This is a genomic window from Pseudoalteromonas sp. J2K-J031 (genome assembly GCF_058197095.2).
Window position 1 is genome coordinate 1,668,424 of record NZ_CM200279.1, and the last position, 25,212, is coordinate 1,693,635.

A 25,212-nucleotide genomic window follows, 5' to 3' on the forward strand; every position below is an offset into this window, starting at 1 on the left:
ATAGCAAAAATGAAAAAATCCCTTTTAGCAACTGCACTTGCTGGAACGATTTTTAACTACGCTCACGCTGTAGAGCCTGCAGGGTTTAACACGGAAAGTGGCATCATTATTACGCCATTGTTGAACGTTGGCGTAAAGCACGATAGCAATATTTTTAGTCAGCCAGCGAATGAAAAAAGCAGTGCTATTTTAAATGTTGATCCAACAGTTAACTTTTTGTTAAGTGACGGTATTAATAGTTATAGCGTTGATGCGGGCTTACAATCAGCTTCATACTTTTCAAGCTCAGATGACAACTACTTAGACGGTTTTTTAGCATTTGATATGCATTTAGAGCCATCATCACAAAGCCGTTTTGATTTAAATGCCGATTTAAACTGGGTAACTGAGCCACGCGGTACCGGTATTACCGAAGGTTTGGGCGATAGCGTTGATGAGCCTTTAAACTACACAGAGCAAACAGTTGCGGCTACTTACGAGTTTGGTGCACTTTCTACTAATGGTAAATTGGCGTTTGATGCAAAATACTACAACAAAGGTTACAGTAATTTTGAAGCTGTAACTCAGTTCCGTGAATTTGATTCATTTTTACTTGGTACTACGTTTTCGTACAATACTGGCTCTGCAACTGATTTACTTATTGAGCTGAGCAAAGATGCAATTCGTTACGATAAAACGCAAGGCAACCAAGCAAGTTTAAGTTCTGACGATTACCGCGCACTTGCGGGTGTGAAGTGGGAAGCAACAGCGCTTACAACGGGTACTGCAAAAATCGGTTATCAGAATAAAGACTTTGTATCAGCTAGCCGTGCTAACTTCAGCGGTTTAAGCTGGAATGCGGGTGTTACATGGCAGCCTCTAACGTATACAGCGTTTGATTTTAGTACAACGCGTGCTGCGCGTGATCCTAACGTTGAAGGTAGTTATATCAAAGAAAGCGTACACTCAGCAGGTTGGACACATACTTGGAACGAACAGTTAAATACGCGTTTAGGTGTGTCGTATACTAAAGAAGACTACAGCGGTGTAGTTCGTAAAGACGATACAACCACATTCAGTGCATCGGCTAATTATGCGTTACTACGTTGGGTTGATGTATCAGTTTTTGCTGATGTAATTGATAAAAACTCAACACGCGACACGATTTACTTTGATAAAACCATTGTTGGTGTGAACTTCACCTTTGCAATGTAAGGAACATAAGTGAACAAGCTAGTAATTAGCTTGGCTCTTGTTTTTGCAAGCATCCTGCCCAAAGCGTTGGCGCAGGATGCTTACATTTTAGGGCCTGGCGATAAAATAGAGATTAAAGTACACGGGCAAGATGATTTAACCGTTGAAGCTTTATTAGGTAATAGCGGTAAAATTAATTATCCATTTTTAGGTGAAGTCAAGATTGCCGGTTTATCGACTAAAGAAGTGGAAGTAGTGATCCAAAAAGGGCTGAAGGGTGATTATTTTGTTAACCCGAATGTTTACGCCCAAGTTGTTGAATATCGACCTTTTTATATTCATGGTGAAGTCAAAAAACCAGGTGGCTACCCATACCAACCAGGCATGACGATTAACCAAGCGGTTGCGTTAGCCGGTGGTTTAACCGAACGTGCTTCACGCGAAAAAATTTACTTGTTTAAAGAAGGCAACAAAAACCAGCAACTTATTGCAGAGCTAGGCACACAAGTGTCGGCAGGCGATACGATCACTATTGATCAACGATTCTTTTAAATGGGGTTTATTTTTAAGTGAAACACATGGAACCAGTTATAACTGAACAACCAAAAACCGAAGAAGTGATTGATTTAAGACAATATTTTAATATTCTTAACAAATACAAATGGCGCGTTTTTGGTTTGGCAGCCTTTGTGGCAGTTTTTACGGCGATTATTGCTATTAAAATGACGCCCATTTACAGTGCCACCGCCACGCTGATTATTGAAGCTGAACAAGCCAAAGCGGTTAACTTTCAAGAAGTTTATGGTTTAGATTCAAGCCGCCAAGAATACTATTTAACGCAGTTTGAAATTTTAAAATCCAAAAGCATTGCGCAAAAAGTGATTGAGCGTCTTGATTTAATGACGCATCCAGAGTTTAACAAACCGCCTTCAGCCCTTGCTGGTTTAAAAACAGCGATTAAAGAATCACTGCCGTTTTTGCCACAAAAAGACACACAATTACTGAGCGCTGAAGAAATTGCCGAACGCAAAATGCAAGCGTTAGTCAGTGATTTTTCTGCAAGGCTCGGCATTAGCCCAGTGCGTAAAACCCAACTCGTTAATATTTCGTTTGAATCAGAAGATCCTAAACTCGCTGCGTTAGTGGCCAATACCCTTGGTGAAGTGTATATCGAGCAAAATATGGCGGCTAAAATGGGTATTACCCAAAAAGCAGCAGGCTGGTTGAGTGACAGATTATCGGGTTTACGTGAACGTTTAGATGAGTCAGAAGTTAAGTTACAACAATACCGTGAACAAGAGAATCTGATTGATATTGAAGGTGTGGTAGGTTTAACCACGCAAGAACTTGAGCAAACATCAACTCAGTTAGTACAAACACGTAATGAGCGTAATAAGCTTGAAAGTATTATGCGTGTGATTAACGAATATGGCCGCGATAATTTAGAGCGTTTAGAGACTATTCCTGAAATTACCTCGCACAAAGTAGTGCAAGATGTGAAAAAAGAAGTGGTGATATCTGAGCGTAAAGTATCTGAATTTGCGGAAGTATACGGCCCAAAACACCCAAAAATGATTGCAGCCAAGTCTGAACTTAAAACGGTGAAAGCAAACTTAAGTCTACAAGTGCGTTCTTTGGTTACGGGTATTGAAAAAGAAGTTAAAACCTCACAAGCTAACGTACGTGCACTTGAGGCTGAATTAACTCGTATTCGTGAAGAATATCAACGTGTCACAGCTAAAGAAAACGACTACCGTAAACTAAAACGTGAAGTCGATACCAACCGTACAATTTACGATACCTTTTTCTCGCGTTCAAAAGAAACCGAAGTCACCAGCGACTTTAATGCGGCTGTGGCGCGTTTTACTGACCGAGCTTATGCACCAGTTGAACCAATTAAACCTAAAAAAGGCTTAATTGTCGCGCTTGCCTTTATTGCTACGTTAGGCTTAGGGGTAGTGGTTGCGTTTGTGATTGAAGCATTAAACGATACGGTGAAATCATCTCATGATATTGAAAATAAATTAGCCCAACGCATGCTTGGTTTGTTACCAAAAGTTGAGCACAAAAAAGGCACTACTTTAAATATTCATTATTTCTTTGAAAAAGAGGCACGCCAGTTCTCTGAAGCGGTACGTACGTTTAGAACGGGTTTTGTACTGAGCCAAATGGATAAAAACGCAAAAGTGATTGCCATTACCTCATCGGTGCCTGGTGAAGGTAAAACAACCACCTCAACTAACTTGGCGTTTTCGCTTGGTCAAATGGAAAAGGTATTGTTAATTGATGCCGATATGCGTAAACCAAGCGTTTGTAAACGTTTTGGTATTCCTGCGTACCACCCAGGTTTATCGAATGTAATTGCGGGCACTGAAAAAGTTGAAGACTGTATTTTTGTTGATGAAAAATCGGGTTTAACGATTATGCCATGTGGTCAATTGCCAACCAATCCGCTTGAGCTGTTGTCGTCAACTCGTTTTGAGAAGTTACTTGATGCCTTAAAAGGCCGCTTTGATCGTATCGTGATTGATACGGCACCTACGCAAGCGGTGAGTGATGCATTGGTGATTTCGCGCCAAGCTGATGCCATGATTTATGTGGTAAAAGCAGACTCAACCCGTATGGGCTTAGTACAAAATGGCGTGAGCCGTTTGATTGCAGCCAATGCTAAATTGGCTGGTATTGTACTGAACCAAGTAGATACTAAAAAAGCGGGCAAAAATGGCGCGTATCAGGGTTATTATGACTATTACAGTTATGGTCATGAAAACGAAAACGTGGTCGAGACTAAGAAATTAGTATGATAGACATACATTGCCACTTAATACCTGGCATTGATGACGGTGCAAAAGACACAGCGGATGCTGTGTCTTTACTGCGCATGGCGGCGGATGATGGTATTACCCGTATGGTTATTACGCCGCACATTCATTTTGGTCGTTTCGAAAATTCAAAAGACCATATTTGGACTGAGTTGCTGGCGTTAAAACAAGCTGCATTTGAAGCTAACATTAATATTGATTTAGCTGCGGCAGCTGAAGTGCGTATTGATGCTGATATGCTGCCTATGATCATGGCCAATAAACTACCGTTTTTAGGTCAGTATGAAGGGCAGCACTTTTTACTACTTGAGTTACCCCACAGCCATATTCCACCAGGATGTGAGAACTTAATAAAATGGCTGCGTAGCCGAAATATAACCCCTTTAATCGCTCATCCTGAACGTAATCGTGATATTCAAAAAAATCCTGAACGGATTAAGTCCCTGCAGCGCCTTGGTTGCTGGTTTCAATTAACAGGCTCGTCTTTGCTTGGGCATTTTGGTGAAAGTTGTCAGGATTTATCGGTGCAGTTTTTAGAGGCTGGCCTTATTGATGTGGTTGCGTCTGATGCGCATAATCTGAATCGTCGGCCACCCCTGTTGAGCCAAGCGCGTGCGAAAGTTGCGCAGTTATTAGGTGAAGATGAAGCACAACGTTTGTTTTATACAAATCCCTATAACATAACCCGTTCATTATTTATAATCCCTTGATATTTAAATTGTTATAAGCCAAAAACATGAAAAAGAAACTGTTAGCTGCTGTGTTTGCCTTAATGACGTTTACCGCAATGGTTTACGCTTATAGCTGGGGTGTTGCCAACATTTGGTATTTTAATGCCAGTTATTATTTAGATGATTGGTACAAGGCGGGAAAAATTGAACACGCTGATGAATATCAAAAAGCATGGGCAGCCATTAACAAAGCTGTAATGTATGACCCATCACACCCGCATTATTTGCATATTAAAGGGCGTATTTTACAGTGGGGTATTTCAGAGCAGTTTGTTGAAGGTGACAAAATAGCTGACGTGAAAGCGTTGTTTATTGCATCAACCCAAGCACGCAGTGCATGGCCAATACCTTGGATTGACTTGGCGTATTTAAATGCCAGCCAAGAAGGTATGAGCGATGAAACGTGGCAGTATATTCACCAAGCATTAGCGGTTGGGCCTTATGATCAAACGGTAAATCAAGGTGTGCTTACTATTTTGATGGCGCATTGGTATCAGGTAACACCTCGGCAAACACCTTTGTTTTTTGAGCAGTTTGCGATTTCGGCAAAGCAACCGAGCATGCTTGAATCGGTATTAAAATTTAGTAAAACCGTGGGTCGTGATAGCCTAATTTGCCCTCAGTTACGCTTTAATCAACAATACGAAGCGCAAAGAAAATCGTGGGTTTACAAAAAATATTGTTTAAGTAAAGAAGCTCAGTGACGAGTGACGTTAGTCTGTTTTAGACGCATTTAAAATTGGAGATACACAATGGCGATTTTAGTGACCGGTGGTAATGGTTATATCGGTAGTCATACCGTGGTTGAATTATTAAATTTAGGCCATGAAGTAGTGATTTTTGATAATTTATCGAATTCTAATCGCGCTGTGCTTGAGCGTATTAAAACTATCACTGCTAAAGAACCACATTTTATTTTAGGTGATATTCGCGACAGCCAAGCGTTATCCCAAGTATTTAACGATTTTTCGATAGATGCGGTTATTCATTTTGCGGGCTTAAAAGCGGTAGGTGAGTCGGTCGCTATGCCACTTTCGTACTACGACAATAACGTGTGTGGTAGTGTGTGTTTGCTAAAAGCCATGAACGACGCGAACGTTAAAAAAATTATTTTTAGCTCGTCTGCAACTGTCTATGGCTCGCCAGAGCGCTTACCGATTGATGAGCAATGCGCACTACGTACGACTAATCCTTATGGCGCCAATAAATTACAAGTTGAGCAAATGCTCAGTGATTTATGCCAAAGTGATGCCGATTGGTCTGTGGTGGCACTGCGTTATTTTAATCCAGTGGGTGCGCATAAGTCGGGCTTGATTGGCGAAAGCCCTAGTGGTATTCCAAATAATTTATTGCCTTATGTGACGCAAACAGCGCTTAAAATCCGTAAACAGCTGAGCATTTTTGGTGGTGATTATGATACCGCTGATGGCACCGGCGTACGTGATTACATTCATGTGGTTGATTTAGCGCTTGGTCACATTAAAGCGTTAAACTTAGTGTCTGCTCAAACTGGCTTTGAGCCTATAAATTTAGGCACAGGTATTGGCTATTCGGTGCTTGATATTGTGCGCTCATTTGAAGCGGTAAACCAAATTGCGGTACCGTATGAAATCGTTGCCAGACGCCCTGGTGATATTGCAACTTGTTATGCTGATCCTAAAAAAGCAAAAGACTTATTAGGCTGGCAAGCAGAGCAAACTTTAGATGACATGATGAAAGATGCGTGGCATTGGCAAAGTAATAACCCTAAAGGTTACGACGCTTAATGTTAAAACAACCTCCTACGGGAGGTTTTTTTATGGCTGATGGCTTTGCTGAACAATTAATGTTACGTATCAATTAAATCAAGCTGATTGCTCATTCAAACCTCAGCTTGTACTATATCACTCCCCAAAATTCGTAAAAAGATAACTATGTTACTTGAAAAGCTATTTAAAATACGTGAACTAGGTTCTAGTGTTCGCACTGAGGTGATTGCCGGTTTTACCACTTTTGTGACCATGGTTTACATTGTGTTTGTAAACCCGCCGATGCTTGCTGAGGCGGGCATAGATCAAGGTGCGGCGTTTGCTGCAACTTGTATTGCAGCGGCAATTGGCTGTTTTATTATGGGTTTTTGGGCAAATTATCCCTTAGCGTTAGCGCCAGGTATGGGGTTGAATGCATTTTTTACTTATGGTGTTGTGCTTGGCATGGGCCATACGTGGCAAGCGGCTTTGGCTGCGGTGTTTTTTTCGGGCTGTTTGTTTTTATTACTGAGCTTGTTTAAGGTACGTGAATGGATCATCAATGCGATTCCTCTGGTGCTAAAACAAGCTATTGCAACGGGTATAGGCGCGTTTTTAGCTCTGATCGCGCTAAAAAATGCCGGTATTATCGTGGCTAATCCTGCAACCTTGGTGCAATTGGGCGATATTACCCAAGCAGGCCCGTTGCTTGCGATTTTTAGCTTCTTTTTTATTGCTGCGTTGTTATATCGCGATATTAAAAGTGGGGTGTTGCTGAGCATTTTAGTGGTGACCTTGATTGCTTTAGCGCTTGGTTTGGTTCAATACCAAGGTTTAATTGCGCCACCACCGTCATTAGCCCCTACCTTTTTGCAACTTGATTTTGCAGCCGCACTGGAGCTGTCGATGCTGAGTGTGATTTTTGCTTTTTTATTTGTTGATTTATTTGATACCTCCGGCACCTTGGTTGCAGTGTCACAAAAAGCGGGGATCACCAATGCCGATGGTAAAATTCCTCGTTTAGGGCGTGCGTTAAGTGCAGATAGCGCTGCAACCATCGCAGGGGCAACCTTGGGCACATCAACAACCACGTCTTATATTGAGTCGGTGGCTGGAGTGTCGGTTGGGGGGCGCACCGGCTTAACAGCGGTGGTCGTCGGCTGTTGTTTTCTAATGATGCTGTTTTTTGCGCCGCTGGCGGCGATGGTGCCTGCTTATGCCACTGCAGGCGCTATTTTATATGTATCGGTATTAATGCTGCAAAATCTCAAACTCATTGATTGGGATGATATGACCCATGCTGTGCCGGTGTGTACCGTGTTATTAATGACGCCACTAACATTTTCAATTGCGCATGGCATTGCGCTTGGGTTTATCGCCTATACCGCAATGAAAATACTGTGTGGGCAACGCTCTGATATTAGTTTGTCGGTTTGGGTGCTTACTGTTTTGTTTATCATTAAATTTGCGCTGTTGTAATGCTTAAGCAGCCTTAATTATTTAGCTCACCTCTGAAGATGCATTATTGGGCGTGAGCTTAAATTGAGCTAACCACCGAGGTTAGGAGAACCACAGAGAAAGATTAATTAGTTGGCTTTTCTCTGTGCGCGCAGCCTCGGTGCACTCGGTGGTAAAAAGAAGATTAACCACCGAGGTTTGGAGGACCACAGAGAAAAGCAAAAGAAGTTAATGATTAGTTAGGTTTTACTCTGTGTAGTGTTTATCTGGCTTATTTACAATTGTTATCATTTTAAGCGTGTTCATATTTTGTTACTTAGAGAGTCAGCCATTGCGAAAATGTAGATAAAATCAATTCGTTATAATTCTTAAAGTAAATAAGAACTATTCTTATATCAATATGTAATGACATGTAATGTTTAAGTTATAGGATTTATTATCTAATTGGGGTACGTTACGCCGAATTTGGCCAGGTAAGGTACCTAAAATGCGTTTAAAACATAAATTACTGATCACTTTTTTATCTTTAGGAATTATTCCTGCTAGCTTCATTGCAATTATCGCATTAGTTGTCGCGAGCAACTCGTTAGAGGAGCAAGCATACAACCAACTCACCTCGATAAAATCAATTAAAAAAGTACAAGTTGAAGACTATTTTGCCAAGAGCGTTGCGGATTTGCGTGTGTTAGAGCAGTACTGGCAAAGCATTCGTCATTACAATGACACGTTAACGACCACTGACGTTGCGCATCGTTATCATTCTTTTTTTCAGCAGTTTATTAATGAACAAGGCTACTACGATTTTTTTATCATTATGCCAAACGGTGACGTTACCTATACCGTTACTAAAGAAGCTGATTATCAAACTAACTTATTGACCGGGCCATTTTCACGTTCTGGCTTAGCCAATTTATTTAAACATGTTAACCAAACCAGGCAATCACAATTAGTTGATTTTAGCCCCTATGCCCCAAGCAATAATGAACCTGCTTCATTTATTGGCATGCCAGTTATACAGTCGGGTAAACAAGAAGCGGTCATTGTATTGCAGTTATCCATTGAAAAAATAAACCATATTATGCAACAGCGTGATGGCATGGGGGACACGGGCGAAAGCTATTTGGTGGGCCCAGATTTACGCATGCGTTCAGACTCTTACCTTGACCCTACAGGGCATTCAGTGATTGCGAGTTTTGCCGGAACGGTGGAAAAAAATGGTGTTGATACTCTGGCCGTGCGTCGTGGTCTTGAGGGGATCACCAACACTGAAATTGTGATTGATTATAACGGTAATCCGGTTTTATCGGCTTACACACCCATTGAGTTTATGGGCTTGAAGTGGGCGTTATTGGCTGAAATTGATGAGGCCGAAGCCTTTGCGCCAGTGAAAAAATTAAAATACATGATTGTGTTCATTGTATTGTTAACCGCAGTTGCTGTGTTAGTTGTCACGGTAGTGGTTGCTAATTCAATTATCAAACCGCTTGGTGGTGAACCTAAAACTATGCAGGCGATCAGTGAGCGTATTGCATTAGGTGATTTATCAACCCAGTTTGACCATCAAGGACCATTATCAGGCGTGTACCAAGCCATGCATACCATGAGTCAGAATTTACATGGGGTGATAAGTAAAATTGTTGATTCGACAGGGCAATTATCATCTACTGCGGCACAAACCAGCGCGGCCAGTGTGCAAGCAAATTCTAGTCTGCAAGAGCAGCATCTTAATATTGCCAGTGTGACCACGGCGATGCACGAAATGACAGTCACGATTGATGAAGTCGCAAGTAATGCCCGTAATGTGGCCGATTTGAGTTTAAGTGCACAATACACCTCAGAAGCGGCCAATAACTGTGTTCGTGACACCATCCACAGCATGCAGCAATTAGCCAAAGAGGTGGATGCGGCTACTAAGGTGATTGGGACTGTGAAAGACCAATCGCAAAAAATTGGCTCGGTGCTTGAGGTGATCCAACAAATTGCAGAGCAAACCAACTTATTAGCACTTAATGCTGCCATTGAAGCAGCAAGAGCGGGCGATCAGGGCAGGGGGTTTGCGGTTGTCGCAGATGAAGTGCGCCAATTGGCACAAAAAACTCAGCAATCCACTCGTGATATTGAACACATGATTGGCGAGTTACAGGCGGGTACGTTACACGCTGTGACTGTGATGGACAGTGCGACGTCAATTAGTTTATCAACCATTAAAAACGCCACAATCAGTGCCAATGAAATCGGCCGTAGTTTAACGGAAATTCGTGATATTGCCCAAAATGCCGAATTGATCGCAACCGCAGCGCAGCAACAAGCGTGTACAGCCGAAGAGATTAATCAAAGTATGGAGTCGATTAACCAAGCTGCGGTTGATAATGCCGCAGGCGCTGATCAAGTTTCTGCAGCCAGTATTGAGTTAAACTCGCTAGCTGAAGAACTTAAAAAAGTAACGCTTCAGTTTAAATTAAGCGCCTAAACATACAATTCAGACCATAAAAAAACGCGCTTAATTGCGCGTTTTTGCTCAAGGGAAATCGGTTGTTTAAGCTATGATTTTGCTAATAAAAATTAATTGTGTTTCGCAAAATAACAGCCAAACGCTGGTAAGTGCAGCGTCTCACCTTCATGTTTGCCACTATGATGGCTGACATCGGCAAGCTCAGTTAAACTTTTGTGTGATAATTTAAGCATGGCTGGCTGATCGCTTAAATTAAAGCAACACAGCAGTGTCTCGGTCGGTGTTTTTCGCCAAAACGCTAAGATGGGTTCAGGTGTGTCGATAAACTCGATGTCGCCGATAATTAACGCCAGATGATGTTTACGCCAATGCAAAAACTCACGATAGCTGTTTAAACAAGAATCAACAGCGGCCTTTTGTAAGTCGACACTGTTTTTAAGGTGCTGTTCTGCTACAGGCAACCACGGTTTTTGCGCTGAAAACCCACCAAATTCGGCATTATGCTGCCAAGGGTGCGGCGTACGACAACCATCTCGGCCTTTAAAGTTAGGCCAAAAAGTAATGCCGTATGGATCTTGTAAATCTTCAAATGCAACATCAGCTTCGGTTAAACCCAGCTCTTCACCTTGATACATACACACACTGCCACGCAATGAAGCAAGTAATGCGGTTAACATTTTAACTTGAGCAGGATTTTGTTGACCGTTTTTAGCCCAGCGCGATGCAACACGTTCTACATCGTGATTACTAAATGCCCAGCATGGCCAACCTTCGGTCATTTGTTTTTCAAGACCCTGTACTGTTTGGCGAATATAAGCGGCACTGTAGTCTTTGGTCAGTAGTTCAAAGCTATAACCCATGTGCAACTTGTTGCCACCTTGGGTATATTCGGCCATGGTTGCGAGCGAATCTTCTGATGAAATCTCACCCAGCGATACCGTGCCGGGATACTGATCAAGTAGGGCACGAATATCTTCCATAAAGGCTAAGTTTTCAGGTTGGGTGTTGTTGTAATAATGATACTGAAACGCATACGGATTATCTTCGCTAAAGCCGCGGCCTTGACGTACAGCTTCTGGTTTTGCTGGGTTATCGCGTAATAACGCATCATGATAGCAGAAGTTAATCGCATCTAGGCGAAAGCCATCAACGCCTTTTTTAAGCCAAAACGCCACATTATCGAGTACATTTTTACGCACATCTGGGTGGTGAAAGTTTAAATCTGGTTGCTCGGTTAAAAAGTTATGTAAATAGTATTGTTTGCGGCGCGGCTCCCATTGCCACGCAGGACCACCAAAAATTGAGAGCCAGTTATTTGGGGCTGTGCCATCGGGTTTTGAGTCAGCCCACACATACCAATCGGCTTTATCGTTGGTTTTATCTACGCGGCTTTCGCTAAACCAAGCATGTTGATCAGAGGTATGGCTTAATACTTGGTCAATAATAATTTTAATATCGCGTTGGTGCGCTTTATCTATCAGTTCATCAAAGTCAGAAATAGTGCCAAATATTGGATCTATGTCGCGATAATCGCTGATATCGTAGCCAAAGTCTTTCATTGGTGATTTAAAAAAAGGAGAGATCCAAATTGCATCAACGCCTAATTCTTTAATGTAATCGAGCTGGGCAATGATCCCTGGAATATCACCAATACCATCGTCGTTAGAATCTTGAAAACTACGAGGGTAGATTTGATAAATGACTGCACCTTGCCACCATTGAAGCTTGGCCATGATCTCTCCAAAACCGTTCAGGTTTTTTTTATGTAATAAAACGGATAAGCGGACAGCACCGCGAAATTAGTAAAAAGCATACGTTATCCCATTTTTACTGTAAAAGGCATGCATACGTATGCATATGAAAAGAGTACAAATAACTTTTTTGACCGATCCTAAAATACGGCTTTTTAACGGCTTTGAAGAGTTTGTAAAGCGTGTTTACCAATTTTTAGGTCTCTGCGGCTGTATTTGTTAAGAAAGTGGTATTTAAGCGGGTCTTTGCCCAGTGATTCAAGCTGGTGCGGGTGGCGCACGGGTTTGGTGCAACCGCTTTTTATTTGGTATTACCAATTTACAAAAAGATGAAACAAGTTAATTTATATCGTTTTATTAACATCAGCAAAGATAAGGTGAGCGATTTAAAAATAAAATTAGGCTGATTTAACTGCCAAAAATGGCCGCAAGTTCCCATTGTATAAGATTTTGGTCTTAAGTTTTGATACTTCCTTTATATTACTGAGACTTAAGCTACGCTGTGTAAACAAATTGTAAAAATAAATTACATTTGTTTTTTGAATACGTATGCAGTCAGTTGTGTGATAAATGAGGTAGGCGTTACTATTTTTAATGACAACAAAGGCGACCCAGATTGGTGCACTCGCTACGCTTTAACCGCATCAATCTTGGGGCTATTACAAAATAGTCAATCGGGATAAAACATTATGTCTAAATTTAAGCCAAGTATGCTTACACTGGCACTGGTATCTGCAGGATTTTCTACTTTATCAGCATTTGCTGCAGATGAAGTGAAAAAAGATGAAGCGGTAAATCAAGAAAACGTAGAAGTGATTGAAGTACGTGGTATGCGCCGTAGTATTGTTGAGTCAATCAACGTAAAACGATTTGCAACGAACGTGGTTGAATCTATTTCAGCAGAAGATATTGGTAAATTACCAGATTCATCTATTGCAGAGTCAATTGCTCGTTTACCTGGCTTGGCGGCTCAACGTCTTGATGGTCGGGCAAGTCGCGTTTCAATTCGTGGTTTTGGTGAAAACGAAAGTGGCACCACTTTTAACGGCCGTGAACAAGTTTCAATCAGTGATAATCGTGGGGTTGAGTTCGATCTCTACCCATCAGAAATTATGAGCGGTGTCACTGTGTATAAAACACCTAATGCCACTTTAGAAGGTGAAGGCATTGCTGGTGTGATTGATATGCAAACCATTAAACCGTTATCAAAAGACGGCCAAACGGTGCAGATCAATACTCAATTTGAGCAAACAAGTTTTGATAAACTCAATCCCGATGGCGAAGACTCGGGCTTTCGTGGCACATTCTCTTATGTTGATCAGTTTGCTGACAATACCCTAGGTGTGGCGTTTGCCTATTCAAGCATGTCATCACCAAATCAAGAAAAACGTTGGAATGCGTGGGGTTACCCAGAGTTTACTGCACAAGATGGTAAAGAATATTCAATTTTAGGTGGCGCAAAGCCCTTTGTACGTTCATCAGAACTTGAACGTGATTCAATGATGTTAGTGATTGAAGCTGCGCCGTCGGATGATTTAAAACTGACATTTGATGCCCTTTATGTTGATTTCTTAGATACCAAAATTCTTCGTGGTATTGAAGTGCCTTTTGCTTGGGGTCAGGGCAGTGTGTCAGCACTTGAAATTGACGATGCTACAGGCTTTATCACCAAAGGGATGACGCAAGGTCAACGTGTTGTGGTTCGAAATGACCATGAAGAGCGTGAGGCTGACTTATCATCGTTTGGCTTTAATGCTGATTATCAATTAAACGACAGCTGGTCACTTGAATTTGATGTGAGCTACTCAAAAGTAGAACGTAAAATTTGGAGTATGGAAAGTTACTCGGGTACAGGGCGTGGTAATGACGCAGGGATTGCCGATAACTTAGGCTATGAATTTAATTCAGGTAATACCGGTGCAACGTTTACACATGAGCTCGATTATAGCGATTACAGCTTAATCCAATTAGGTGGCCCATTAACGTGGGGTTGGAGCTCAGCGCTTAATAACAGCTTAGGTATTACCGGTACGCCACTTGAAAACTCGGCCCAAGATGGCTTTATTAATACCCCTAATATTGACGATGAACTTAAAGCGATAAAATTTGCTGCAACACAAGTGATTGAATCTGATTTTGTTAGCGCATTAACTTATGGTGTATCACGTCGTGAACGTGAAAAGCAAAAAGTGTCTGAAGGTTATTTCATGACGCTCAATGCGTTTCCGGGCATGCTGGAAGTACCTCAAGATTACCGTTTAGGTACTGCATCACTTGATTTTATTGGCATGGGCGACATGATTGCTTATGACTCAAAAGGCTTAATTGATGATGGCTATTACACGCTGCTTGCAGAGAGCCTAACTAACTCAAAACATGCAACGAAGTCATGGACTGTAAAAGAAAAAATTACGTCTGCGTTTGTGCAAGCTGACATTAATACCGAAGTGGCTGGTTTGCCTTTAACTGGTGGCGCGGGTTTACGTTATGTGCATACTGAGCAGTCATCGCAAGGTTCAGCGTTTACAACTAATAGCGCAGGCTTAGTGGTTGCTTCGCCAACGGATATCGAGCACAGCTACTCTCATTTATTACCAAGCTTAAACTTAACCTTGAAGCTTGATGATGACCAATCATTACGTTTTGGCATTGCAAAAACACTATCACGCGCACGTATGGATGACATGAATGCATCAATTGATGCATCGTATAGCCAAACACAACCAGACGAAAATGGTAACTATTGGTCAGTCAGTGGTGGTAATCCATCCCTTGAGCCAAAAGAAGCAACGGGTATCGATGTATCGTATGAAAACTACTTCTCTGACGAAGGTTATTTTTCAGTTGCGTTATTTCATAAAGACCTAAACCAATGGATTTTTGACGGCAAGTATAATGTTGATATGACCGGTGTTGCTGACCCTGCAACCGGTGAGATCCCTGCAAATTCAACTGCAACTGGCTCAGGTAAAGTCAATGGTGGCGGTGGGACATTATGGGGCTACGAATTAGCCGTTACCTTCCCATTTAAATTAATTGATGAATCACTTGAAGGTTTTGGTATTCAAGCAAGCCATACCGGTATTGATTCCGATATGGAAGACCAAAACGGCAATGAATTTGAGCTACCAGGTTTATCAGACCAGATTCAAACCTTTACGTTTTATTATGAAAACTACGGGATTCAATCGCGTGTCAGCATGCGTAAACGTAGTGATTTTAAAGGTGATGTTTATGGCCTTGGTTTTGACTCACAACAAGTGGATATCTTAGGCGAAACCATTTGGGATGCGCAATTAGGCTACAGCTTTGAAGAGTCAGAAGTTCAAGCGTTACAAGGTTTAACAGTGTCGTTCCAAGTACAAAATATCACAGAAGAACCATTTACTTCGCTAAGTGGTGATAACAAGCTTCAAGTACGTGATTACCAAGATTATGGTCGTACTTATTTGTTAGGCGTGAGCTACAAGTTCTAATTTGATTTATCCAATGTTATTTAAAGCCCTTGAAGTTTTTGATTTCAAGGGCTTTTATTTATAGCCAAGCCAACTGAAAATCGCATCTTGAGGTGGTTTGGGTACATAAGCATTGCAATAGTTTTAAGTTAATTGAGCCTATTGCAATGCTGCTACTTATTTCATCATTTTATTAAGGAGATCATCATGACACCGACAAAAATAAGTAATGTTGTGATTGTTGGCGGCGGCACAAGCGGCTGGATCACCGCGGCTTTATTAGTGAAAGTGCTCGGTCGAGTAATTAATATTACCTTGGTTGAATCGGATGAAATTGGCACCATTGGCGTGGGTGAGGCGACCATTCCGCCGATTGTGCATTTAAATAGCGCCCTTGGGATCAGTGAAAAAACCTTTTTAGCGCGCACTCAAGGTACGTATAAACTCGGTATTGAATTTAATGACTGGGGCCAAATTGGCGACAGTTATATGCATGCCTTTGGTGGTATTGGCAAAAATCTGCCTTTTTGTGACTTTCATCATTTATGGCTGCAAAGCAAGCAACAAGGCGGTCACAGTGACTTTTGGGATTTTTCGCTCAATTACCAAGCCGCAAAGGCGGGCAAATTTGGCCCGAGTCAAAAAATAGAGGGTACAAACATTCAAGGCCTTGAATATGCGTATCATTTTGATGCGGGATTGTACGCAGGGCTGTTAAGCGAATTTAGCCAAGGATTAGGAGTTAAGCGCCTTGAAGGCAAAGTGACAGAGGTAGTATTAGATCAAAACACGGGTAATGTTAGCCACCTGTGTTTGGCTAATGGCGAACGTATTGAAGGCGATTTATTTATTGACTGTACAGGGTTAAAAGCCTTGTTGATTGAACATGCGCTCAATACGGGTTTTGAAGATTACTCACATTGGTTACCGTGCGATCGCGCCATTGCGGTTGCAAGCGAAAAGGTCGAGCCGATAGTCCCTTTTACTCGCTCAACGGCGCATCGTTGCGGTTGGCAGTGGCGCATCCCCCTACAGCATCGCACAGGCAATGGGTTAGTGTATTCGAGTAAATATTTAAGCGATGACGATGCTAAAACGTTATTGCTGAATAATCTAGATAGCCCGCCTATTAACGAGCCTAAACTTATTGCCTTTAAAACGGGGCGCAGGCGCAAACAATGGCATAAAAATGTGGTGGCGATTGGTTTGTCGAATGGTTTTTTTGAGCCGCTAGAATCGACCAATATTCACCTTATTCAAACCGCTGTTACCCGTTTAATCAAGTTTTTTCCACACTGTGGCATTAAAGATGCTGAAGTGAGCGAATTTAATCGCCAAGCAAAACGTGAAGCAGAGCAAATGCGCGATTTCATCATTTTGCATTACAAAGTAAATCAAAAAGTGGATAGCCCTTTTTGGCAAGCGTGCCAGCGCATGGATGTACCGCACACGTTGGCGCAAAAAATGGCGCTGTTTGCTCAATCGGGCAAAGTGTTTCGAGAGCAAGACGAATTGTTTACCGAAATAGCGTGGCAGCAAGTGATGCTAGGCCAAAATCTTATGCCGCAAGATATGCATCCGATCTCGACCATGCTCAGCCCCGAGCAGCTCAGTGAGCTGATGGAGAATCTTAAAACCTTAATTAATCACCATGTGGCAAAAATAATGAGCCACAGCGATTTTTTAACTAAATTAGCCCCATAGGAGTTAATCAGTGTCAAAAATAATGATTGGTTTAGCTCTTTATTGGCTGTGTATTGTGCGGGTGTTTGCCAGTTCGGTTGACGTTATTATCGAGCCGCCTATGTGGTGGGTGGGCATGGCGCAACCTAAGTTACAATTATTGCTTCGCGGCAAAGACATAGGGGCTGCAACGATTGAACTAGAGCAATACCCAAACGTTGAAATGAACTCTCAGCAAGCGGTGGCTAATCTCGATTATCTATTTGTTAATTTACGCATTAATGAAGGTGCCGCACCAGGCCAGCTGCAGTTAAAAATCACTTGGCCCAAAGGTGAGGTAAGTACGCTAAGTTATGCGCTTGGCGCACGTAAAAAGGCAAGTGCCGCCAGAAAAGGCTTTGATAATTCAGACGTAATTTATTTAATTAATCCCGATAGATTTGCCAACGGTGATGTTAACAATGATAGCCAAGCCAATTTACTGGAAGGGGTAACCCCTACAGATCCCGATGGACGCCACGGTGGCGATATCGCTGGCATTATTCAACATCTTGATTATTTAGCTCAATTGGGAGTCACCCAGTTGTGGTTGACTCCGGTTCTTGAAAACAATCATGCGAAGTATTCGTATCATGGGTATGCGATTACTGATTTTTATCAGGTTGATGGTCGGATGGGGTCAAATGAAACGTACAGAGCCTTGTCGTTACTCGCGCAAAAACAAGGCATAGGCTTAGTGATGGACATGGTGCTCAATCACAGTGGCAGTAACCACTGGTGGGTCAGTGCGCCACCAACGCCCGATTGGCTTAACCCTAACACTCATTTAGGCCAATTTAGTGCGACCAGTCATGCAAGGCAAACCATTCAAGACCCCCATGCCAGCACCAGTGATAAACGTGCGTTTAGTGACGGCTGGTTTGTGCCGACGATGGCCGATTTAAATCAGCGCCAGCCACTTTTGGCTCAGTACCTCATTCAAAATGCTATTTGGTGGGTCGAATATGCTGATTTATCGGGCATTCGGGTCGATACCTATTCATATTCAGATAAAACATTTTTAACCGAGTGGACCAAAGCTTTGCTTGATGAATACCCACAGTTAGGCATTGTGGGTGAAGAGTGGAGTACGAACCCAGCTATCGCGAGCTATTGGCAGCAAGGTAAGCACAATCACGATGGTTATGAGTCGTATTTGCCCAGTGTGATGGATTTTTCATTGCAACAAGCGGTGATAGAAGGCTTACAAGAATCCGAGAGTTGGCACACTGGGCTGATAAAAATCTATCAGTCATTAGCGAATGATTTTCTTTACCCCCATCCTGAAAAATTGCTGGTTTTTGCCGATAACCACGACATGAGCCGCGTATTTACCTCATTAAAACAAGATGTGGCAAAAACTAAAATGGCGCTTGGCCTTTTGTTAACCACCCGAGGTATTGCACAGTTGTATTACGGTAGCGAAGTGTTGCTAGATAATACTCCTAGTGATGCTCATGGGGTGATAAGGGCTGATTTCCCCGGAGGTTTTGCCCATCAAACCATCAATGCTTTTACAGGCCAAGGCCTGACACTCGCGCAAAAGAACATGCAACAGTGGCTAACTCAGCTACTTAATTACCGTAAAAAACAACCTTTATTGCACCAAGGCAAGTTGATGCATTTTAGCCCGAAAAATGGCGTATATGTTTATTTTAGGTATGGTGAAGATCAGAGCCTGATGATGATCCTCAATAATAATACGAGCCCGTTTACGCTTGAGTTATCACGATTTAACGAGCGGTTAGTTGGTTATCGCCACTATCAGTCACCGTTTAGCATAAGCCTTAAAGGTGATTTAACTCAACCCATTACGTTAGCGCCTAATTCGTTTACCTTGTTGGAATTACAGCAATAACATGCAAATACGGCGATTAAATAGAGTGAATACGTATGCAACTGCTAGAGCTTTTATGCTGTTGTCATTTAGTATTTTTGCCAGAATGATAAAAAGATGAGCGCCCATGACGCAGCACACTTCAAAACACCACAAAGCCGTAAAAAAATTGGCCCTATTAATGACCATTTTTTCGCTTACTTCATGCAGCAAAACGCCTGAGCCATCAAGCGATGCCACGAGCGTTGCTCAAGGTAAGCCGGTGGTATATCAGGTATTTACTCGCTTATTTGGTAATAAAAATACCACCAATACGCCTTGGGGTACAAAAGAGCAAAATGGCGTGGGCAAGTTTGCTGATTTTGATGACAACGCTTTGAACTACATTAAAAAATTAGGCACAACCCATGTCTGGTACACTGGGGTATTGCATCATGCCTTAGTGGCCGATTACAGCGATATTGGCATTAGCAATGACGACCCTGACGTAGTGAAAGGCCGGGCAGGGTCGCCTTATGCGATAAAAGACTATTACAATGTTAACCCTGATTTAGCACTGGAGCCTGCTAATCGCTTGGCGGAATTTGAAGCACTCATTGCCCGCACCCACCTCCATGATATGAAAGTTGTGATTGATATTGTGCCCAATCATATTGCCCGAAATTATCAATCGCAGACTAAGCCAAGTAACCACACTGATTTTGGCGTAAACGATAATACCGAGCTTGAATACAGCAAACATAACAACTTTTATTACGTGCCCGGGCAAGCCTTTAAAGTGCCAGAGCCGCTTGATGGTTATCAACCTTTAGGTGGGCAAGCCCATCCGTTAGTTGATGGAAAGTTTACTGAGTTTCCGGCTAAATGGACGGGCAATGGTGCACGTCAAGCTCAGCCGCATTTTCACGACTGGTATGAAACTGTTAAAGTCAATTATGGTGTTAAACCCGACGGCAGTTATGACTTTCCCGTATTACCGGCGCAGTTTGCTACTCAGTCATATCAAGCTCATTACGCTTTTTGGCAACAACATCAATTACCTAGCTCTTGGTATAAATTTCGTGATATTGCCTACTACTGGTTAGACAAGGGTGTTGATGGCTTTCGTTATGACATGGCCGAAATGGTGCCGGTGGAGTTTTGGAGTTTTTTAAATTCCGCCATCAAAATGAAAAATCCCAACGCGTTTATTTTAGCCGAAGTGTATAACCCAGATTTGTATCGCCCTTATATTCAGCTTGGCAAAATGGATTATTTGTACGACAAAGTAGGCTTTTACGACACCTTAAAAGGCATGATGCAAGGGAAGCAGCCCAGCCAAGATTTAATTGATATGTATCAAAGTGTTGCTGATATCGAACCGCATTTAATGCACTTTTTAGAAAATCACGATGAGCAACGCATTGCAAGCCCTGAATTTGCCGCTGATGCACAGTTAGGAAAACCTGCGATGGTGGTATCAACCTTGATAGGCACTGCACCAACCATGCTGTATTTTGGCCAAGAGGTGGGTGAAAAAGGCGCTGAACATGCGGGATTTGGTACGCCAAGCCGCACCAGTATTTTTGATTATATCGGCGTGCCTGCCCATCAGCGAGTAATGAATAATGGTTTATTTGATGCAGGCCAATCAAGTAGCGATGAGCGCCAATTACTTGCGTTTTACCGTGCATTACTTGGGCTTTCACGTTTACCTGCAATTTCTCAAGGCCAGTATTTAGCGCTTAACCAATTTATTACTGACATACCAGTCAGTGACAAACGCAATGTATTGCTCTTTAGCCGCTTTACAGCCGATCAACACTTATTGGTGATCAGTAATTTCTCAAAAACAAAGGATCTATCGATACAAGTAGCTGGCTTACAAGCGTTAATCGCCAAGTGGCAACTGCCAGATGGTGACTATCAACTTAAAGATCAACTTGGTTTTTATCAAAGCGTCCTTAGCGTAAAACAAGGTCAAGGTGAATTTGGCATTCATTTGGCGCCACTTGATAGTGCCGTATTAGAACTACAACTAAAAAATAAGGGTAAATAATGGCAGATCAAAAACCTCAATTGTCATTTTGGCAAATTTGGAACATGTGCTTTGGGTTTCTTGGGATCCAGTTTGGTTTTGCCCTGCAAAATGGCAATGTAAGTCGGATTTTTCAAACCTTGGGAGCATCGATTGATGATATCCCGATTTTGTGGATTGCAGCGCCGCTCACAGGCTTAATTGTGCAGCCTATCATTGGTTATATGAGCGATAAAACCTGGGGGAAATTGGGTCGCCGTCGTCCTTATTTTTTATGGGGTGCCATTTTAACAACACTTGCATTAGTGATTATGCCCAATTCACCCACTCTTTGGATTGCAGCGGGCATGCTGTGGATTATGGATGCGTCAATCAATGTCACTATGGAACCGTTTCGTGCTTTAGTGGGCGATAATTTACCGAAAAAACAACGTGCAACAGGGTTTGCGATGCAAAGTTTTTTTATTGGTATTGGCGCTGTGGTGGCATCAGCATTACCGTGGATGATGACCAACTGGTTTGAGATCAGTAACGTGGCACCAGAAGGCCAAATACCTGACTCGGTGAAGTTCTCTTTTTATTTTGGTGCGGCAGTGCTGTTTATTGCAGTCGGTTGGACCATTATTAAAACCAAAGAATATAGCCCGCAAGAGCTCGCGCAATTTGAACAAGCAGAACTTGATAACCCAGTTGTTCACGCAATCGTAAAGCCCACTATTTTTACTCAAGGTTTAGTGCGTAATGGCGCTATTGCGTTGGCCATTTTAGCCAGTGTGTTTGTTTTTGAGTTAGAAAAAGAGCTCTATCTAGCAGGCATTGGTTTAGCTGTGTTTACGGCCATGCAATTATTGGCTCAAAAAATGGGCCAAAGCGCAAAAACAGACAATGGCTTTTATCATGTGATGGGCGATTTATTCACTATGCCAGAGGCGATGAAACAACTGGCGTGGGTGCAATTTTTTAGTTGGTTTGCGTTATTTGCAATGTGGATTTACACCACCTCAGCGGTCACCAGTTATCACTATGGCTCGAGCGATACAACCAGCCAATTATTCAACGATGGCGCTGACTGGGTCGGTATTTTGTTTGCAGCTTACAATGGTTTTGCTGCCTTGGCTGCGGTGGTTATTCCTGTTTGTGTTAAACGCATAGGCTTAAAAGCCACCCATATGTTGAATCTTGGCCTAGGTGCGCTTGGTTTAATGTCTTTTCTAATCATTAATGACCCACAATTATTGTTGCTGAGCATGGTAGGAATTGGTTTTGCGTGGGCATCGATTTTATCGTTACCGTATGCGCTGCTCAGTAGCCAAGTTCCAAGCGCTAAAATGGGCGTTTACATGGGTATTTTTAACTTTTTTATTGTTATTCCGCAGTTACTTGCAGCGAGTATTTTAGGTGTATTAGTGAAAAACCTGTTTGATGGTCACGCTATTTATGCCTTGTTACTCGGTGGTCTGTCATTTTTAATCGCCGCAGCGTGCATGCTGCGTGTGAAGTATCAAAATCAATAAGGGTTTGAACATGAAAGTAATGTCAACGTTAGCACTGTCGGTATTAGCGGCCTCATTAATGGGTTGCAATAAGCAACCAAGTCAGGCTGAAGCGCCAGTAGTGACAGTGCCTAGCGCACCGGGTGCGCCAGGTGTGACCCCTTATTGGGCTTATTCAGGTAAAACAGGGATTGGTACCTCTTTTGAGCAATATATTAATGGCCAATACAGCGATAATGCCCCCACTAAAGCAGTATCAAAAGTCTGGTTTAGCATTGCACAGGGCCTTATCACCGAAACTATGTTTGGTTTAATTCACCAAGCGCAAATTAAAGACATGCAGTTTGTGATCAAAGGTGCTGATTTTATTGCAACCGAGCGTGATGATACTACCAATACTATTGAGTATTTATCGACCGATGAGCAAGGTCGCCCTCTATCGCTGGCCTATAAAATCACCACGGCTGATAAACAAGGTCGTTTTAAAATTGAAAAGCATGTTTTTACCGATCCAAACGATCAAAGCTTGTTTATTCGTGTATCGGTTGAAAGTTTTAGTGGCCCGTTAACCGCCTATGTTGCCGCCAATCCGTATGTTAATAACAATGGTGTAGGCGACAGTGCGGCGGTTGAAAACGGCGCATTAGTGGCTTGGGATGGCGACAATGTGCTGACGCTTAAAGCCGCCAGTGACTTTAGACAAGCCATGGTTGGTTTTACTGGGATCTCTGATGGTCTCACACAATTACAATCGAGCGGTGCGCTTAATAATCTGTATCAGCAAACGGGTAGCACGCCTGGTAATGTCAGTTTATTTGCCGAGCTTGGCAGTGTTGGCGCTAAAGGCGCTGATGCAGCACAATTTGATTTAGTACTAAGCTTTGGTAAAAACAAAGAAACCAGTTTAAAGAGCGCAAATGCAACGTTAAAACGCGGTTATGACGCCACACTTAATGAATACAATGGCGAAGGCGATGTTATTGGTTGGCAAGATTATTTAGCGAGCCTTAAGCCATTGAATAACATGGCGAATCAAACCACTGATAATGGCAAGTTGCTCTATACCAGCGCGTTAGTATTAAAGGCGCAAGAAGATAAAACTCATGCTGGAGCCCTCATTGCGTCCTTGTCTAATCCGTGGGGAGACACCGTAAAAGCCATTGAAGGTTCAACTGGGTATAAAGCGGTATGGGTGCGCGATTTTTATCAAGTGGCGATGGCGTTTTTAGCCTTAGGTGACAATGAAACGGCAAAAGTTGCGTTTGAATACCTAGAGAAAGTGCAAGTATCCGCCAATACCCCAGGTAATGGCGGCGATACGGGCTGGTTTTTACAAAAAACGCATGTTGACGGTGAGCTTGAATGGGTTGGTGTGCAACTTGACCAAACAGCGATGCCAATTATGTTGGCATGGAAACTGTGGCAGGCACAGCAATTAACCGATAACGAATTGGTGAACTGGTATCAAAAAATGCTTAAACCTGCCGCTGATTTTTTAGTGAAAGGCGGGCGAGCTAAAATTTTATGGAATGATACGCACATTACTCCGCCGATGACGCAACAAGAGCGCTGGGAAGAGCAAGCTGGGCATTCGCCTTCCACTACCGCTGCGGTTATTGCAGGTTTGATCACGGCTTCCGATATTGCAAAAGTAGCCGGTGATGCGCAAAACAGTGCGCTTTATTTAGCAACCGCGCGTCAATACTCAACTCACATTGAAGCGCAAATGGTCACCACACAAGGTACATTACCAAGTAGTGATGGTCATTATTACATTCGCATTAATCAAAACGACGATGCCAACTCAGCCAGTAAATTGGGTGATAACAATGGTCGGACAGGGCTAGATAAAAAACAAATTCTGGATGGCGGTTTTTTAGAGTTGGTGCGTTATGGCGTGCGTAGTGCTGATGATAGCCATATTGTTGCAAGCTTACCTGAATACGATGATGAAACCTTACCTGAAAATTTACGGGTAAAATACAGTTTTAAATTTGCAGGGCAAGAGGGTCGCTTTTCTGGTTGGCGTCGATATGGTAACGACGGTTACGGCGAAGATGAAGTGACTGGGACAAATTATGGTGAAACAGGAGGTAATACTGCGGGCCAACGTGGTCGGGTTTGGCCGTTTTTTACCGGTGAGCGTGGTCATTATGAGTTAGCGCGTGCCAAACATGCTGCAGGTGAAAAAGCCTTGAGTGAGCAAACTGTATCAGACTTAAAACTAACGTACGTTAAAGCGATGGAGCTGTTTGCCAACGAAGGTATGATGTTGCCAGAGCAAGTTTGGGATGACGTTGGTGTTAATCCGCAGGGTTATACCTCAGGTGAAGGTACAAATTCTGCCACGCCTTTGGCTTGGACGCATGCTGAATATGTGAAGTTAATTAAATCACTAACAAACCAAGCGGTATGGGATTATTACCCCATAGTGGCTGAACAATTAAAACAATAATTGCATTGAGCCAATCGCGTTCACAATAAAAAACCTGCAACTTTGCAGGTTTTTTATTGTTATGTTGTTAAAGCAGTTGGACATCAGGCAATATACCCGTCGCCTTTCAAGATGCTCGG

15 protein-coding genes are annotated in these 25,212 nt (G+C 42.5%); 14 read left to right on the forward strand and 1 reads right to left on the reverse strand.

Going from position 1 to position 25,212, the window contains the following annotated elements:
* Positions 1 to 9 precede the first annotated feature (9 nt).
* From AC3KZC_RS07680 to AC3KZC_RS07715, 8 genes are all read left to right on the forward strand, one after another.
* Complete coding sequence (locus tag AC3KZC_RS07680) at positions 10 to 1,194, forward strand: outer membrane beta-barrel protein (protein WP_490579506.1); 1,185 nt, start codon at positions 10 to 12, stop codon at positions 1,192 to 1,194.
* Between the two features lie 9 nt (positions 1,195 to 1,203).
* Positions 1,204 to 1,725 (forward strand): polysaccharide biosynthesis/export family protein, encoded by a 522-nt coding sequence (locus tag AC3KZC_RS07685; RefSeq protein WP_490579507.1) that lies wholly within the window; start codon positions 1,204 to 1,206, stop codon positions 1,723 to 1,725.
* A gap of 26 nt (positions 1,726 to 1,751) precedes the next feature.
* A complete protein-coding gene (locus tag AC3KZC_RS07690) occupies positions 1,752 to 3,977 on the forward strand; it encodes a GumC family protein (protein ID WP_490579508.1) in 2,226 nt (741 codons plus the stop codon).
* A complete protein-coding gene (locus tag AC3KZC_RS07695) occupies positions 3,974 to 4,705 on the forward strand; it encodes a tyrosine-protein phosphatase (RefSeq protein WP_490579509.1) in 732 nt (243 codons plus the stop codon). Before AC3KZC_RS07690 ends, AC3KZC_RS07695 begins: the two co-directional genes overlap by 4 nt.
* A 26-nt stretch (positions 4,706 to 4,731) precedes the next feature.
* Positions 4,732 to 5,430 (forward strand): VpsP family polysaccharide biosynthesis protein, encoded by a 699-nt coding sequence (locus AC3KZC_RS07700; RefSeq protein WP_490579510.1) that lies wholly within the window; start codon positions 4,732 to 4,734, stop codon positions 5,428 to 5,430.
* Positions 5,431 to 5,478: 48 nt separating this feature from the next.
* Positions 5,479 to 6,492, forward strand: coding sequence for a UDP-glucose 4-epimerase GalE (gene galE / locus AC3KZC_RS07705; RefSeq protein WP_490579511.1), 1,014 nt, complete (start codon positions 5,479 to 5,481; stop codon positions 6,490 to 6,492).
* A gap of 147 nt (positions 6,493 to 6,639) precedes the next feature.
* Entirely contained in the window at positions 6,640 to 7,932 is a 1,293-nt protein-coding gene (locus AC3KZC_RS07710; RefSeq protein WP_490579512.1) for an NCS2 family permease, read from the forward strand.
* Positions 7,933 to 8,398: 466 nt separating this feature from the next.
* Positions 8,399 to 10,381 (forward strand): methyl-accepting chemotaxis protein, encoded by a 1,983-nt coding sequence (locus tag AC3KZC_RS07715; protein ID WP_490579513.1) that lies wholly within the window; start codon positions 8,399 to 8,401, stop codon positions 10,379 to 10,381.
* 92 nt (positions 10,382 to 10,473) lie between these two features.
* Here AC3KZC_RS07715 and AC3KZC_RS07720 read toward each other — a convergent pair whose 3' ends face one another.
* On the reverse strand, positions 10,474 to 12,096 hold the full coding sequence (locus tag AC3KZC_RS07720; protein WP_490579514.1) for an alpha-glucosidase family protein: 1,623 nt from the start codon (positions 12,094 to 12,096) through the stop codon (positions 10,474 to 10,476).
* Between the two features lie 707 nt (positions 12,097 to 12,803).
* Here AC3KZC_RS07720 and AC3KZC_RS07725 point away from each other — a divergent pair.
* From AC3KZC_RS07725 to AC3KZC_RS07750, 6 genes are all read left to right on the forward strand, one after another.
* On the forward strand, positions 12,804 to 15,590 hold the full coding sequence (locus AC3KZC_RS07725) for a TonB-dependent receptor (protein ID WP_490579515.1): 2,787 nt from the start codon (positions 12,804 to 12,806) through the stop codon (positions 15,588 to 15,590).
* A gap of 186 nt (positions 15,591 to 15,776) precedes the next feature.
* Entirely contained in the window at positions 15,777 to 17,273 is a 1,497-nt protein-coding gene (locus AC3KZC_RS07730; protein ID WP_490579516.1) for a tryptophan halogenase family protein, read from the forward strand.
* Between the two features lie 22 nt (positions 17,274 to 17,295).
* Positions 17,296 to 19,149 carry a glycoside hydrolase family 13 protein gene (locus tag AC3KZC_RS07735; RefSeq protein WP_490579533.1) on the forward strand — a complete coding sequence of 618 codons (1,854 nt, stop codon included), beginning with the start codon at positions 17,296 to 17,298 and terminating at the stop codon, positions 19,147 to 19,149.
* A gap of 106 nt (positions 19,150 to 19,255) precedes the next feature.
* Positions 19,256 to 21,166, forward strand: coding sequence for an alpha-amylase family protein (locus AC3KZC_RS07740; protein WP_490579517.1), 1,911 nt, complete (start codon positions 19,256 to 19,258; stop codon positions 21,164 to 21,166).
* Positions 21,166 to 22,659, forward strand: coding sequence for an MFS transporter (locus AC3KZC_RS07745; protein ID WP_490579518.1), 1,494 nt, complete (start codon positions 21,166 to 21,168; stop codon positions 22,657 to 22,659). The genes AC3KZC_RS07740 and AC3KZC_RS07745 overlap by 1 nt, the downstream gene beginning before the upstream one ends.
* Positions 22,660 to 22,669: 10 nt before the next feature.
* The gene (locus AC3KZC_RS07750; protein ID WP_490579519.1) at positions 22,670 to 25,093 is read left to right on the forward strand and encodes a glucan 1,4-alpha-glucosidase; all 2,424 of its coding nucleotides are present in this window, start codon (positions 22,670 to 22,672) and stop codon (positions 25,091 to 25,093) included.
* Positions 25,094 to 25,212 lie beyond the last annotated feature (119 nt).